General features: G+C 44.0%; 13 protein-coding genes. 10 read left to right on the forward strand and 3 right to left on the reverse strand.

Translation table 11 applies throughout. The features are described from left to right. Positions 1 to 699, reverse strand: a 699-nt coding sequence (locus JX312_RS02220; RefSeq protein WP_204456877.1) for an ATP-dependent Clp protease ATP-binding subunit, incomplete at its 3' end; no start/stop codon positions are given. 188 nt (positions 700 to 887) lie between these two features. On the opposite strand from JX312_RS02220, the gene gyrA reads away from it, so the two are divergent. From gyrA to rodA, 7 genes are all read left to right on the forward strand, one after another. Continuing rightward, a complete protein-coding gene (gene gyrA / locus JX312_RS02225) occupies positions 888 to 3446 on the forward strand; it encodes a DNA gyrase subunit A (RefSeq protein WP_128708107.1) in 2559 nt (852 codons plus the stop codon). A 27-nt stretch (positions 3447 to 3473) separates the two neighbouring features. Beyond that, positions 3474 to 4685, forward strand: coding sequence for a M48 family metallopeptidase (locus tag JX312_RS02230; protein ID WP_204456879.1), 1212 nt, complete (start codon positions 3474 to 3476; stop codon positions 4683 to 4685). A 285-nt stretch (positions 4686 to 4970) separates the two neighbouring features. Continuing rightward, positions 4971 to 5990: a rod shape-determining protein gene (locus tag JX312_RS02235; RefSeq protein ID WP_123407539.1), complete on the forward strand. Its 1020-nt coding sequence runs from the start codon at positions 4971 to 4973 to the stop codon at positions 5988 to 5990. Between the two features lie 33 nt (positions 5991 to 6023). Next, a complete protein-coding gene (mreC, locus tag JX312_RS02240) occupies positions 6024 to 6872 on the forward strand; it encodes a rod shape-determining protein MreC (RefSeq protein WP_124030913.1) in 849 nt (282 codons plus the stop codon). Between the two features lies 1 nt (position 6873). Further along, positions 6874 to 7392, forward strand: a complete 519-nt coding sequence (locus tag JX312_RS02245) for a rod shape-determining protein MreD (RefSeq protein WP_123407543.1) — start codon at positions 6874 to 6876, stop codon at positions 7390 to 7392. Further along, positions 7376 to 9229 carry a penicillin-binding protein 2 gene (mrdA, locus tag JX312_RS02250; protein WP_123407545.1) on the forward strand — a complete coding sequence of 618 codons (1854 nt, stop codon included), beginning with the start codon at positions 7376 to 7378 and terminating at the stop codon, positions 9227 to 9229. Before JX312_RS02245 ends, mrdA begins: the two co-directional genes overlap by 17 nt. Next, a complete protein-coding gene (rodA, locus tag JX312_RS02255; RefSeq protein ID WP_123407547.1) occupies positions 9210 to 10679 on the forward strand; it encodes a rod shape-determining protein RodA in 1470 nt (489 codons plus the stop codon). Before mrdA ends, rodA begins: the two co-directional genes overlap by 20 nt. Before the next feature lie 137 nt (positions 10680 to 10816). On the opposite strand, the gene JX312_RS02260 is transcribed toward rodA, so the two are convergent. Then, positions 10817 to 12316, reverse strand: coding sequence for an MFS transporter (locus JX312_RS02260; protein ID WP_239653776.1), 1500 nt, complete (start codon positions 12314 to 12316; stop codon positions 10817 to 10819). A gap of 30 nt (positions 12317 to 12346) precedes the next feature. Continuing rightward, on the reverse strand, positions 12347 to 13690 hold the full coding sequence (locus tag JX312_RS02265) for a sn-glycerol-1-phosphate dehydrogenase (RefSeq protein WP_204456881.1): 1344 nt from the start codon (positions 13688 to 13690) through the stop codon (positions 12347 to 12349). Positions 13691 to 14155: 465 nt separating this feature from the next. On the opposite strand from JX312_RS02265, the gene JX312_RS02270 reads away from it, so the two are divergent. The 3 genes from JX312_RS02270 to JX312_RS02280 all read left to right on the forward strand — a co-directional run. Next, complete coding sequence (locus tag JX312_RS02270) at positions 14156 to 14518, forward strand: hypothetical protein (RefSeq protein ID WP_123407553.1); 363 nt, start codon at positions 14156 to 14158, stop codon at positions 14516 to 14518. Between the two features lie 12 nt (positions 14519 to 14530). After that, a complete protein-coding gene (locus JX312_RS02275; RefSeq protein WP_204456883.1) occupies positions 14531 to 15076 on the forward strand; it encodes a 1-acyl-sn-glycerol-3-phosphate acyltransferase in 546 nt (181 codons plus the stop codon). A gap of 53 nt (positions 15077 to 15129) precedes the next feature. Then, on the forward strand, positions 15130 to 15859 hold a 730-nt coding region (locus tag JX312_RS02280), incomplete at its 3' end, for a nitrilase-related carbon-nitrogen hydrolase (protein WP_204456885.1).

Consider the following 15859-nt stretch of genomic DNA (forward strand, 5'->3'; position numbering starts at 1 on the left):
ATTCTGCGCAAGACGGTCTATCTCCGTCTCACGCCCCACTATCGGATCAAGACGTCCCTCGGAAGCCGCCTTTGTCATATCATAACCGAATTTGTCAAGGGCAGGAGTGTCACTTTTGACCTTATCTTTTCCGGGACGTTCGGACGCACGTGCCGACTCCTTTCCCTGATTGCCTGAAGACATCCCCGGGAAACCGCTGTCATCTTCATCTTCCGGCGGGAACACTCCCCCCATCTGCGGAGGCATATCAAAGCCGCCTATCGCCTGAATAGATATGTCAAAATTAAGATACTCCTCTTTTATCTGTTTTAAAATTTCACTGTCCATTGCTCTGTTATCGTGGATTAATGCAAGAAGTATATGCTCGCTGCCTATTACTTTGGAATTCATTTTCCTCGCCTCTGACATCGCGAGCTGCAACTGGCGTATAGCCGCAAGGCTTATCTTATACTGCTGCTCAAACAAAGTAGTCGTCTCCACAGATGCGTGTGGCTCAGACAGATACTCCACAAGTTCCTCTTCAATTTTCGAAACAGGAACCTTAAGCTGAGACAGAATACGATACGCATAACCCTCCTTGTTCTTAATCGAACCGAGCACAAGCTGCTCACATGAAATATAGGGAGACTCGAAACGCTGTGCCTCCTCATACCCGATTTCAAGTATGGGTCTGAATTGCTTGGAAAAATCGTTGTTCATCTATTATCAATATAAAACTAACTTATAACTATTAACATAACAATTCCCGTGCCAAAATTATTGCATGGACAAAATTTTGTGAATTGGAGAAAATATTGTAACTTTGTAGTTAGGTTTTGGCGGTCGTCGGCATAGTGCCGAACACCGGTCATGATAGGCACGATTGGGGCTTTTTACATATTAATAAAATGCAAGGAGACGACAAAATTATCCCGATTAATATTGAATCGGAAATGAAAAGCGCTTACATCGATTATTCGATGTCAGTCATTGTATCCAGGGCGTTGCCCGATGTCAGAGACGGCTTCAAGCCGGTTCACCGTCGCGTGCTTTTCGGCATGAACGAACTCGGAAATTATTTCTCCGGCGACACCAAGAAGTCCGCACGTATTGTGGGCGAGGTAATGGGTAAATACCATCCGCATGGAGACTCGTCCATTTATCTCACAATGGTTCGACTCGCCCAGGAATGGAGTCTGAGGTATCCTCTCGTTTTCGGACAGGGAAACTTCGGTTCAATAGACGGAGATTCTCCCGCCGCGATGCGATATACCGAGGTGAAACTCGCACGTATGGGAGAAGAGATGCTTCAGGATCTTGACAAAGATACTGTTGATTTCGTACCTAACTTTGACAACACACTTTCAGAACCGGCTGTATTGCCGACACGAATACCTAACCTTCTCGTAAACGGAGCGTCAGGTATCGCCGTAGGTATGGCTACAAACATGCCGCCCCACAACCTTACCGAAGCACTCAACGCCTCACTCGCCCTGATAGACAATCCCGACCTCGATGTGGAAGGACTTATGGAGCACATCAAGGCTCCCGATTTCCCCACCGGAGGTGAAATACTCGGGCTTCAGGGTGTCCGGGACGCTTTTGAGACCGGTCGCGGAAGAATCGTGCTGCGTGCGAAAACCGAAATTGAGTCAGACGGCAACCACGATGCCATCATTATCTCGGAAATACCCTATGGCGTCGTTAAAGGCGACCTTGTAAAGAGTATAGCGGAACTCGTTGACGAAAAGAAAATAGACGGCATAGCCGACATTTCCGACACATCGGCGCGAGGCAAAATCAATATCGTAATCGACATAAAGAAAGATGCCAACGCGAGAGTTGTCTTGAACAAGCTGTTCAAACTCACACAGTTACAGACATCGTTCAGCGTCAACAATGTGGCTCTTGTGAACGGTCGTCCCAAGACTCTCAACCTTAAAGAGATACTTGAGGCATTCGTCAATCACAGACACGATGTCGTGATACGCCGCACGCGATTTGAACTCAAGAAAGCGGAAGAACGAGCACACATATTGAAGGGATTGATGATTGCCGTAGACAACATCGATGAAGTTATCCAGATCATACGTTCGTCATCCACAGCTGAAGATGCCCGTCAGAAACTCGCCGATCGTTTTGAACTTGATGAAATTCAGACAAGAGCGATAGTTGAAATGCGCCTGCGCCAGCTCACAGGTCTCGAGATGGACAAGTTGCGCAACGAATATGAGGAAGTCATGAAACTCATCCAGCATTTGAACGACATCCTGAACAACGACCATGTCTGCCGTCAGGTAATGAAGGATGAGCTCATCGAAATCCGCGACAAATATGGCGATGAACGTCGCACAACCATCAACATGATTTCAGGAGACTTCAATGCCGAAGACTTCTACCCGGATGACCAGATGATCATAACCATCTCTCATCTCGGATATATCAAGCGCACACCTCTCTCTGAATTCAGAGCACAGCACAGAGGCGGCGTTGGAGCAAAAGGAAGCGACAAGAGGGATGCGGATTTCATAGAATACATATATCCTGCCACAAACCACAACCACATGCTGTTCTTCACAGCCAAGGGGCGTTGTTATTGGCTGAAAGTCTATGAAATACCCGAAGGTGCGAAAAACTCCAAAGGCAGGGCTATCCAGAATCTGCTCAACATTGATCAGGATGACCGCGTAAATGCATTCATCAGGGTAAAAAATCTCAATGATCCTGAATATAATTCTACCCACAATCTCATCTTTGCCACCAAGAAAGGTGTTATAAAGAAAACATCACTGGCGGCATATTCCCGTCCTCGTACAGACGGTGTGAAAGCGATTATCATACGTGAAGACGATGATGTGATTCAGGTAAGGCTCACCAACGGCAATGCCGAGATTATTCTTGCCGACCGTGAAGGACGCGCAATCCGCTTCCACGAGAGCAAAGTCCGTGAAATGGGACGCGTTTCTACAGGTGTACGCGGCATGACCCTCGGCAGCGAGAACGATGAGATTATCGGTATGATCACAATGACCGGACAAGAGGAAGAATCCGTAATGGTCGTATCCGAAAACGGTTACGGCAAACGTTCGGCTCTTGAAGATTACAGAATCACCAACCGCGGCGGCAAAGGTGTCAAGACTATGTCGATCACAGAGAAAACAGGTCTGCTCGTAGCAATCAAGAATGTGAACGACAACAACGATCTGATGATTATCAATCAGAGCGGCATAACACTAAGGCTGCCCGTGGATTCGATACGAGTAATGGGACGCGCCACACAGGGTGTGAAACTTATCGATCTTGGAAAGAGAGGCGACACTATCGCATCGGTATGCAAAGTTGACTCGGATCCGCAAGAAGACATTGAAGAGGAAATCGAATCTGAAAACGGAAACGAGAATATTGAAAACATCGAGCATCCTGAAAGCGACAATGTGTCTGACAACATAGTTGATGCAGAAATTTAATTTGAATATTAACCCAATCTTCATATTATGAAAAAAATCTTGACATTCGCGCTTTGCCTTGCAGCTGCAGGCTCAATCAGCGCACAAAAGCAAGTAGTTGACCAGGCAAACAAGCTTGCGGGTAAAAACGACAAAATCACGGAAGCCCGCGACCTTATAAAGCAAGCGGCAGCAAACCCGGAAACTCAGAATGATGCCCGCACATATTTTGTTGCAGGCAAGATCGAATTTGATGCATTCGACAATTCATTCAAAAAACAGATGATCAACCCCAAGGATCCAAGCGTGAATCCGCTTGAGATGGGCGAGCAGCTTCTCAACGGATATCAGGAATTCCTGAAGGCTTTGTCGCTCGACAGCGTTCCGAACGCAAAGGGTGAGATCAAACCGAAATTCTCAAAAGACATCGCATCCAAAATCAATGGTCACTTCAATGACTATTTCAACGCAGGAGGCACATTCTACAATGAGAAGAAGTTTTATCCTGAAGCCTATGAGGCTTTCATGATTTATGGAAACATGCCCTCTAAGTCTTTCGCTTCAAAAGAGGTCAAATCCACTCCAGACTCAGTTCTGAACACAGCATTCTTCAATGCCGGAATCTCAGCTTACGCCGGAAACAACCTTGAGGCTGGTGCCAACGCGTTCAAGCACGCTCGTCTCAACAATTCCGACAACTATCAGAACTATGTTTACGAAATCGCTTGCTGGCAATATCTTGCAAGCCAGGATTCGACCAAAGTTGATAAGGCAAAGAACGAGATCATGGAGATTGCAGAAGCCGGTCATAAGAAATTCGGCATCTCACAGCCTCTTTTCATCAACAACCTCATTAATTCGCTTGTACTTGACAACCAGATAGACAAAGCGCTCAACGAAGTGAACACTTTGATATCCCAGAATCCCGAGAACGCATCTCTCTATGGACTCAGAGGATATGTCAACGACCGCAAGGGTGATGATGACGCATCGGTAGAAGACTACAAAAAGGCAGCATCGCTACCTGATGTGGATTTTGAGACACTGAAAAATGCCTCAAAGAAAATCTTCAAGGTAGGAACCCAGAAATGGAACAAGATCGAAGGTGCCACACCTGAACAGCGTCAGGAAATCAAAACAAAATATTTCCAGTACGCCAAAGACATCACTGAAAAAGCAAAAGCAATGAAAGCCGATGATTCCGACCTTAACTATGTTATTGAGAACATCGACTACGCTCTTGAAACATTCTTCAATTGATAATCAGTCAAAGAATCGATAAAAAAGAAGGCGGCTTAATATTAGGCCGCTTTCTTTTTTTTGTGTTGCAGGCACACATTACAGCATACACCTTTAAAAGGTGAAAGTGAACTCCTCTCGACTCATTTTTACTCATTTTAAATAAGTCAAGACGAGTTCAACGACAAGAATTAGCCGAACAAGTATTTTTTTAAACATATTTATGTATTCTTTTAAGAAAAAAATAGTTAACTTTGCATTCTGAAAAATCAAGAAATTACTACTCTCCATTAAGATAGATATTCAATGGGACTTTTTTCATTTACTCAAGAAATAGCGATGGACTTGGGAACAGCCAACTCCATCATCATTCATAATGACAAAATTGTTGTGGATGAGCCGAGTGTGGTTGCCATAGAGAACAAAACCGACAAACTCATCGCAGTAGGAACACCAGCTCACATGATGGAGGGACGCGAGTCTCCCGGCATTCGCACAATCCGACCGCTTCGCGACGGTGTGATTGCAGACTTCAACGCTGCGGAACAGATGATTCGCGGCATGGTGAAGATGGTCGGTTCCAAACGTCGCTGGTTCTCGCCTTCTCTCAGGATGGTTGTTTGCATCCCGTCCGGTTCGACAGAAGTCGAGATTCGCGCTGTTCGAGACTCGAGCGAGCACGCCGGCGGACGTGACGTATACATGATATACGAGCCAATGGCTGCAGCTCTTGGTATCGGTCTTGACGTTGAGGCACCTGAGGGCAATATGATTGTCGATATAGGCGGCGGCAGCACTGAAATCGCAGTGATTTCACTTGGAGGAATTGTCAGCAACAAGAGTATCCGAATAGCCGGAAATGACCTGACTGCCGACATTCAGGAACATATGGGACGTGTTCACAACCTCAAGGTCGGAACAAATATGGCGGAGCAGATAAAAATAAACGTCGGTTCAGCCTTGCCTACACTTGAGAATCCGCCAGAACCGTTCATTGTAACCGGACCAAACCGAATGACCTCGCTTCCGATGGAAGTTCCTGTAACCCACGAAGAGATTTCACACTGCATCGAAAAATCCATCATGAAGATGGAGGCAGCAATCCTTGCTGCCCTTGAGCAGACTCCGCCGGAACTTTATGCTGATATTGTAAAGAACGGAATCTATCTTGCAGGAGGCGGTGCTTTGCTCCGTGGCCTTGCAAAGAGACTCACAGATAAGATACGCATTGAATTCAAAGTTGCCGAAGATCCGTTACATGCTGTAGCCAAAGGAACAGGTGTGGCTTTGAAAAACATCAACAGGTTCTCATTCCTTATTCGCTAAGGATAATCCTTACACCGACATTTGTTCTGAGGAATGCGTAATCTCCTGAATTTTATAATACGCTATTCCACGTGGTTTGTCTTCACATTCTATGTGCTGATAAGCGTAATGCTACTTGTGCTGGGGAACAGATACCAACAATCGGTATATCTGACCTCAGCCAATGTCATATCGGGAGGTCTGTATAACGGGGCATCGCAAGTCACAGGATATTTCCATCTCAAATCAATCAACGAAAGTCTCCAGGCAAGTAATGCGCAATTGCAGAATGAGGTTCTGAATCTGAAAAGCCAGCTTGCACAATATAAGGTGCTGCTGTCAGACACATTGGCACCCCTCCCCTCCAAAGACCGCTACGATTATGTTTCCGCAGCCGTAATAAACAACAATACGCGGTTGCCCAAAAATTTCTTCACTATCGACAGAGGCAGTCTTGACGGTGTTGAACGAGGAATGGGAGTCGTTGACCAGAATGGAGTTGTAGGTATCGTGAACGTTACCGGTCCCCACATGGCGAGGGTAATCTCTTTGCTTAACGAAACCCAACACTTCTCTGTAAAACTTAAAGACACATCTTTCGTAGGGTCTTTGAACTGGAAAGGTGAAGATGCATCTATCGCATACGTAGAAGAAATTCCGCGACATGTCGAATATCAGGTAGGCGACACAATAGTCACGAGCGGATATTCCACGACATTCCCAGAAGGCATTCCCGTCGGAACAATCCTTAACAGAGTCAGAAGTCAGGACGACAGTTTTTTCACATTCAAAGTGAGGCTTATGCCTGATTTTAGATCTCTGAGCACAGTTCGTGTGATTAAAGATATCCATAAGGCGGAAATTGATTCTCTGTCTAATTACGACATTCTTAAAAAAGACTGACATGGGAAAGATTATCGTTCAGAACATATTGATTCTCATATGCCTTATACTTGTACAGGTGCTTATATGCAACCACATAATGCTCTTCAATATCGCGATGGTGTTTGTATTCATATATGTGGTAATAAGTTTGCCATTGAATCTGAGCACCGGATGGTTGTTGACATGGGCGTTTTTTTCAGGACTTGTCGTGGATATCTTTTCTAATACAGTAGGCGTGAATTCATTGGCTTGCACGTTGCTTGCGATAATAAAAAGGCCTGTATTCTATGCCTATATTCCCAAAGATGACCGGACCAAGAACATTGAGCCATCGCTTGCAACAGTAGGTTTCGGGGTATATGGCAAATATCTTTTTACTATGACAGCGGCATATTGCCTCATGGTTTTCACGATTGAATATCTGAGCTTTGCAGATATTGAAGAAATCCTCATCATGGGCATGGCAAGCGCGGTATTCACTTTTTTGATTTTACTTGGAATTGACAGTCTGATAACTAACAGTGAGAAAAGATTATAATTTGGAAAAAAGGAAGTACGTCATAGGCGGCTTCATATGTGTCATAGTATTTATATATCTTATCAGGTTATTCTCTCTGCAGGTAGGAGACGACAAATACAAGGAAAGTGCTGAAAGCAATGCATTTTTCAAGCGTGTCATATATCCGGCACGTGGACTTGTATATGACCGTAACGGGAAACTCGTTGTCTTCAACAAACCCGCATACGACGTGATGATCATACCTAAAGACGTAAAGGACTTTGACACTCTGGCTTTCTGCCAGGCACTTGAAATAACCAAAGAAGACCTTGCGCTCAAATGGGAGGAGATGAAAAACCCGCGGAAAAATCCCGGATACTCGGCATATACACCTCAGAAACTCATCTCACATCTCTCTCAGGAAGATTATGGTCGTCTCCAGGAAAAACTATACCTCTTTCCCGGCTTCTTCATCCAGAAAAGAACGGTGCGCGAATATGCTTTTCAGTCAGCCGCAAACATTCTGGGAAATATCCGTGAGGTTTCGGCAACTGATATAGAAAAAGACAGATACTACAGACGCGGAGATTATACAGGTGATCTGGGCGTGGAGAAAAGCTACGAAAAAGCGCTTCGCGGAGAGAAGGGGATGGAAATTCTCATGAAGGATGCCTACGGAAGAATCAAGGGTAAATACGAAAACGGAATCCACGACATCTCTCCCAAATCAGGACATAATCTGACACTGTCAATTGACATGGATCTTCAGCAATACGGCGAGCAGCTTATGGCAGGGAAAATAGGCGCTATAGTCGCAATCGAACCGTCTACGGGAGAAATACTTGCGCTTGTATCTTCGCCATCATACGATCCTTCGCTGCTTGTAGGACGTGAACGCGGGAAAAATTATTCCGCGCTTGTGAAGGATCCATACAAACCGCTATATGACCGCGCACTGCAGGGTGCATATCCTCCGGGTTCAACTTTCAAACCGACCCAAGGACTGATATTTCTTCAGGAAGGGATTATAAACCTCCAGACTATGTATCCCTGCTACCACGGTTACGTCAATGGACTCAAAGTCGGATGCCATGGTCACGCATCACCTATTTCACTCAAACCTGCGCTACAGACCTCTTGCAATGCCTATTTTTGCTGGGGATTCAAGAATATGATAGACAAACGGGGAACCAAAACGGCTGTACAATTCGAAAAATGGAAAAACTATCTTGTTGAAATGGGATATGGTTACAAACTTGGTGTTGATCTTCCGTCGGAAAGTCGTGGTTTTTTACCCAATGCTGAGTTTTACAGCAAATCATTCAGAGGAAAAAACTGGAGCGCGAATTCAATCATATCAGTATCAATAGGCCAGGGAGAAGTGCTCGCCACTCCCCTTCAGATTGCAAACCTCTGCGCCACTATAGCGAATCGCGGTTACTTTTACACTCCACACATTGTAAAAGAAATCGCCGACAGTGTGATTGATCCTGTTTACAGAGAAAAACGCAAACCGCATATCAAGAAACAATATTATGAGAATATAGCTGAAGGTATGAGGATGGCTGTGCTCGGAGGCACATGCCGAGGAGCGAACTTACCCGGCATTGAAGTATGTGGGAAAACCGGTACGGCTCAGAATCCTCATGGAAAAGACCACTCTGCTTTTATCGGATTCGCTCCATACCACAACCCGAAAATAGCAGTGGCGGTATATGTTGAGAACGCCGGATTTGGTGCCACATATGGTGTGCCGATAGGAAGTCTCATGATTGAGAGATATCTTAATGGCGAGATATCTCCCGCACGAAAGGGAATTGAAGAACGAATGATGACATCTAACACTATAGTTACAAGTGGAGTCAAGAAACATTGATGCCGGAACATCCGTGTTCCGCTCTCTCGATTGGATTACGATTGTATTGTATCTCCTGCTGGTTACAATGGGAGCTGTTAGCATATACGCTGCAAGTTATGATTTCGACAATGCCTCACTGTTCGATCTCAAAGAATTTTCGGGAAAACAGATAATGTGGATTGGTTTGTCAATAATCGTAGGAGTGGCGATATTACTCCTTGACTACAGGATATATAAGACATATGCATACCCGATTTATGGGATAGTAGTGCTTATCCTGCTGCTGACCATATTTATAGCACCCAATATCAAGGGGTCTCACTCTTGGCTTGTATTCGGTCCGGTGAGTCTTCAACCTGCTGAGTTTGGTAAATTCGCTACAGCTTTGGCTCTCGCCAAACTTTTCGATTCATATAATTTTTCGCTTAACGCAAAGATCAGTAACTATTTTCGCGCGCTCATTATCATATTCATTCCGATTATACTCATTCTGCTACAGAGGGAAACCGGCAGTGCGCTTGTCTATGTTTCGCTTATATTTGTGCTTTATCGCGAAGGTATGAGCGGTTTGGTGCTCTTTTCAATTCTTTGCGCCATAACATTCTTTGTTGTCGCTGTCAAATTTGCAGAACCACTTATACTCGGAATTCCTGCCGGGGAATTCAGCGTATTCTTAATAATATTGCTTATTTATTCTCTGATGCTGCTGTTTTATTGCCGTGACATCATAATAGCGCGTAATGTAATCATAGGTTTCATTGCGTCGGGAGTGATTGTGACAATTCTATCATTATGCGGAATAGGGATAAACGGCACTGTCTTCTTCATTTCAATCCTGCTGGCTGCAATGATATACACGGCAATCGCCATGTTCAGACACAAAATAACAAAGTTTCTTGTGACTATCGGATTCGCAGTGGTTTCAATGACGTTCCTTTTTTCTGTAAACTACGTTTTCGGGAACGTTCTTGAACCCCATCAGCAGATGCGAATAAAGGTGGCTCTCGGCATAGAAGACAATATCCGGGGAGCCGGATATAATGTGAATCAGTCTAAAATCGCAATTGGCTCAGGCGGAATTGCAGGAAAAGGATTTCTCAACGGGACACAGACCAAACTTAAATATGTTCCGGAACAGCACACAGACTTCATTTTCTGCACAATCGGAGAAGAAGAAGGTTTTATTGGAGCGTCTGCCGTATTGATTATCTATCTCGCATTCATACTGCGTATAATTCATATCGCGGAACGGCAGAGATCTCCCTTTGAACGGGTGTATGCATATTGCGTGGTGTCGATATTGATATTCCACCTTGCAATCAATGTAGGTATGGTGATAGGGTTATGCCCTGTTATTGGAATCCCACTGCCATTCTTCAGTTACGGAGGATCCTCTCTCTGGGGGTTCACAATCCTGCTGTTCATTCTGCTGAGGCTTGACGCCGCTCGTAAGGAACGACACGACTGAGACAAATAGTGCCCGGCAAACGCCGGGCACAACCTTAAGAAGAATCACTTCTCGTTAAGAAACCAATTACCTACAAATTATTACCTGTTTTCCATTAAGTAAGTGTTTGGATTGAACACTTGATAATTATCGGTTTTCTAACCGTCAAGACTGTCTTCCTCGAGTTTATTTGAATCTGTTGCAGCTGCTTCCGTCTCATAGGCATCAGCCTTGACATTCCAAAGCACTGCCATTGTCAAGGCTCCTGCAACGGCGACTATGATCATGATCTTGAAAACTCCGTCCCATCCTACTGAAGGTGTATCTGCAAGTATTCCGAATACATAGCCGGAAACTATCGGAGCTATGTAACTTACAAAACCTATTATGCCCACAGCTGATGAAGCACCCCTGCGAGTAACCTGATTCGAAGCTATGACACCGATAAGAGCCTGCGGTCCATATAAAAAGAACCCCGCGCATATAAGGAATCCGCATAATAGCAATGGATCTGTCTGAAGCGGGAAGAAACAGAATGCGGCAATGAAGAGAACGACCCCTATCATGCAAAAAACACTTGTACGCTGACCTCTCCCTTTGAACAGTTTATCAGTAATCACACCGGCACTAAGCATGCCAAGAATACCGAAAACTTCGAATATTGCCACTACTGAAGCTGCCGCCGCCGGCGATAAACCTCTATTCTCCTGTAAAAATGTGGGACCCCAGTCAAGCACTGCCATTCTGACGACATAGACAAAGAAATCCGCCAAAGCCAGTATCCACACCAGTTTGCTTTTAATCACATGATTCCATATAAACTGCCGGTGAGCTTTGCTCTCNTCCCTACTCTTACCGGATTTTACAGTGCCGGGCAATTCAGGTAATCCCACAGACTTGGGGGTATCTCGCAAAACTATTATTATAAAGACAACACCGATTGCCGCAATGGCTGCCGGAACCCAGAATGTCCATTGCCACGCTCCATAATGTTGAAGCATGCCGTCGACATAAGCGCGAGCCGCCTCCGGATCCATAGAAGAGGTGACGCTCTGCGTATTCGCCACCACTCTTTCACGCAATTCATTGTTTCCGGACTGATCTGTGCCGAACTGACCCATTATAAAACCACACAGAACCGCTGCAACAAATGCACCGATAGAATGCGATGTATTCCAAAGAGACATCTTGGTAGACAGTTCATGAGGAGGAACCCAATGAGTCATCAGACGATTGCACGGTGGGAAACCGCACCCTTGAAAAATATTGTTTACCACAAGCAGGATTCCAAACAACAAGATCAGCGCATGTGTGAATGTCTCGCCATAATCGGAGCCGACAAAATAGGCGCAGATCATGGCTCCGAAACCGAATAATACATTGACAATCGTGCACACACTCAACCCCGCCACCATATGCCACCGTCCGTTAACTCTGTCGGCNAGAAATCCGTTCAGCAGTTTCGAGACTCCATATACAATACTTACAATTGCAAGAATAGCGCCAAGTGCCGCTTTTGAGATACCATATTCAGCCGTAAGACCCGGAATTGCGAATGACAGATTCTTCCGCACAAAATAAAAGACTGCGTATCCTATCATCGTGCCGATGATAGTTCTCCATTGCCAGTATGAAAAACTGTGTTTTGTCTTTTCCATAATTATGATTATTGAAACCGGTATTGAAAATCAACATTCCCAGACTCCACCCTTGCCAAATACTCCATCAACAAGACGGTCATAAAAACAACCTCTCTTTGCAAGATCAAGCATGTTTATGCGCCACCGCATCAACTGTACAAAATCTGTAAGATATCTCATCTGATTTCGCGTGACACCAATATCCTCAGGACATGTAGGGGCACCTGCGATGCTAAACATATTTTGCATCTTATCAAATGAATACACCTGTTTTCGGAGTTTCTTTTTGAATTCATGCCAGTTGTTCTTTATCAACTCAAGCTGTCGTCTTACTGTTTCCTTATCATTATACTTCTTGGTTATTTCCGTATATCCAAGTTCCGGAACCGGAAAATCCTTGAAAATTTCTCTTGCCCTTCTCTGTTCCTCTTCAAGCGCAGGCCATTTCTCCACACATGCCTCTACATCAATCTCAGACAAATCCATTTTCAGCAGTTCGTCAAAAAAAGCACAGGTAGTCAGAGTTCCTACTCCTACCTGGAAACCATGTGACTGCAATTTTCCATTGAAGGTATGCCCCGTCATGTCAAGCCAATGGCTGTAAAGATGTTCGGCACACGAAGCCGGACGGCTTGAATGTGCTACCTGCATCGCGATGCCACTCAGAGTCAGACCGGCAAAAAGTATTCCCACTGATTCAGGATTGCCGGCGGCGATACCTTCCGGATCAGCTATCATTTCAGGTAAAATTTCATATAGTATTTTCCATGCTTCCGGAACAATTGGTTCCGTACCGAATAAATCTGCAATCATCCACTCTCCACCTGCCGGGATCTTTGCCGCGAGATCGGCATAACCGGCGGCTGTCATTTCTTTGGGCGCGGATGCCAATACGTTGGTATCTGCAAGTATCACCTTGGGTGCTTTGCATTCAATAGTCATTTTCGCGCCATCGACAGTTATGGAGGCACCCGATGAAGAATAGCCATCAACAGAAGCTGCAGTAGCCACAACCATATAAGGCACGTTGTGACGAAAAGCAGCAAGTTTACACAAATCATTGATAACACCCGAACCAACTGCAACAGGGATAGACGGGAATTCATCAAGTTCGGCGCCAATCTCGTCTGAATATCTGGAATCGGCGTGAAACTCCTCCATCCCGAACAAGTGTTTGCGACATTCTATACCGGCTCCCTTGAAATAACTCCATACTTTTTCGCCAGCTGCCACCCATGTGTTTCCGTCAGCGACAATCAATGCCTTCTTGCCGGGAAAATTCTCCAGAAATAAATCAGGAGCATGCTTTAGAATATCTTCACCAAATTGAAAAACCTTTGTATCGCTCGCAAGAGCAAGCGCATCTTTGATACGTGCATTAAAATCAATCATTGTAGCTTCGTTTAGTTAGTCAGATATTGGATTAACACCGTAATAAGGACACATGCTCAATAAGTTACAGATTCAAGGACGTAAAATTGGGAATCTATCGTTTCATCATAATATGCTGCGCCCCGTTATGGATTCGGCAAAGATAAACAATATATTTCGAATATCCAAACCAAACTTGCCACAAGCTCACAAAAATCTCAATGAACGGTGGAACGGTGGTATATTGTCACATGATCCAGAACTTGTTAAAAATAAATGTGAAACTTGGGCGGCTCTCTTTTTATTTTTAAACAAGCACTTCACAAATATTACGCTCTATTCAGGAAACTGATCAAATTATCTTTAAAAGCAATAATAATCCAATCAAAAGTGTTATATTTGTAATCGAATGCAATATCTGCCATGCACATGACATGTCATAAACTGCATGCAGCATTGCAAATAATAAAATAAACCCGAAATATTATGGCAAACAAAAGAGATTTCAAAAAATCAATCGATGCAATCGGCGGTGCAATATGCAATGAGATGATGGTTGCATATTACAATATCGAAGGTGCTGACAAAAATGCAATTGCCTCTTCAATCGAGAAGGTACTTGGCGCGGTTGTCAAAGCCAAAAACAATTCAAACGTATTCTTTGACAAGGGTGTTAAGGCGTTTGCGGATAACACCGAATATACAAAAGCAAAGAATAGTTTCTTCAAGGCTCTCTTTACCAAGATTCACATGGAATTCGGAGAAGAAATCAATCAAGCCGTTACTTCTTTCAACAAAGCGATTCCAGAAAATGTAAAAAAAGCTAATAAAGAAGCTGTTGCAAAATAACATAATTTACGCATGAACATATGGGGCAGACTATTGAAATGGAGCGGATGGAAAGTGTCCGTTACCGCTCCTCGACGAGATAAATGTGTTATCTGTGTCGCACCCCACACGTCAAACTGGGATTTTATTCTTGGTCTCGCTGCATACCGGTCATTGGGAAGAAAAGCCAATTTTCTTATGAAAGAGTTTTGGTTTTTCTTCCCTCTTAAATATATATTAAGAGCATTTGGCGGCATACCCGTTCCAGCTAAAAAAAACGGTTCGAGTCTCACTGAAAAGATTGTTGACCTATTCAGAAAGTCGAAGTATGTGAACCTTGCTGTGACACCGGAGGGAACCAGAAGCCGAAAAGAGAAATGGCGGACAGGATTCTTATACATATCATATGAAGCTCAAGTACCGATACAACTCGGAATAATTGATTATGCAAAAAAAGAAATAAGAATAAACGAAGAGTTTTATCCGAGCAGCGATATAGAAAAAGATATGAAATATGTTAAGAAATTCTACACGAATTCCGCAAATGCTGCCAGATATCCTGAGAAATTCACAATCTGAGGACTATTCTTTGTCCTATAACGGATACAGACAATAAAACTACACCTTAAAACATGATTACAAAAGATCTTAATGTCTGCCTTTATCCCATGAAAATAGTGTGGGACAACATAGATTATAATCTGGCTGATCTTAAAAGAACACTCGAACACGTACATCCACAGACGGATTTACTGATATTACCCGAAACATTTTCAACAGGCTTCCCAATCGGCAAAGACAAGGAAACCATAGTTGACATGATAAGTGAGAAGCAGGATGAAACATTTGAACAGCTTAAAACACTGTCAAACAGACACAATCTCGCAATTGCCGGCAGTTGCATATACATTGATCAACAAAAGCTCTACAATAGAGCCTTCTTCATTGAGCCAAACGGAGACATGACATTTGCAGATAAACGCCATCTTTTTACAATGGCAGGTGAAGACAAGATTTTTTCTTGTGGAAACAAACGCCTTAAGATCAGATTTCGCGGATGGAACATCACAATGGTGACATGCTATGACATTCGTTTCCCTGTATGGAACAGAAACGTCAGCAATGAATATGATATACTTATAGCAGTAGCCAATTGGCCAGAAGTAAGGATTACGGCATGGAATAAACTCCTCCCTGCACGAGCTATTGAAAACGAAGCATATGTATGCGCAGTCAACTGCAAAGGGACGGACAACAAGGGATTCAGCTATGACGGTTCTTCAATGATACTGGATTTTAAAGGAAACGAAATAGGCAAAGAAATAACTATTGAAGAGAAATTAGAAAACAGCACTACCCTAG

Source organism: Barnesiella sp. CU968 (assembly GCF_905219685.1).
Taxonomy (GTDB): domain Bacteria; phylum Bacteroidota; class Bacteroidia; order Bacteroidales; family Muribaculaceae; genus Lepagella; species Lepagella muris_A.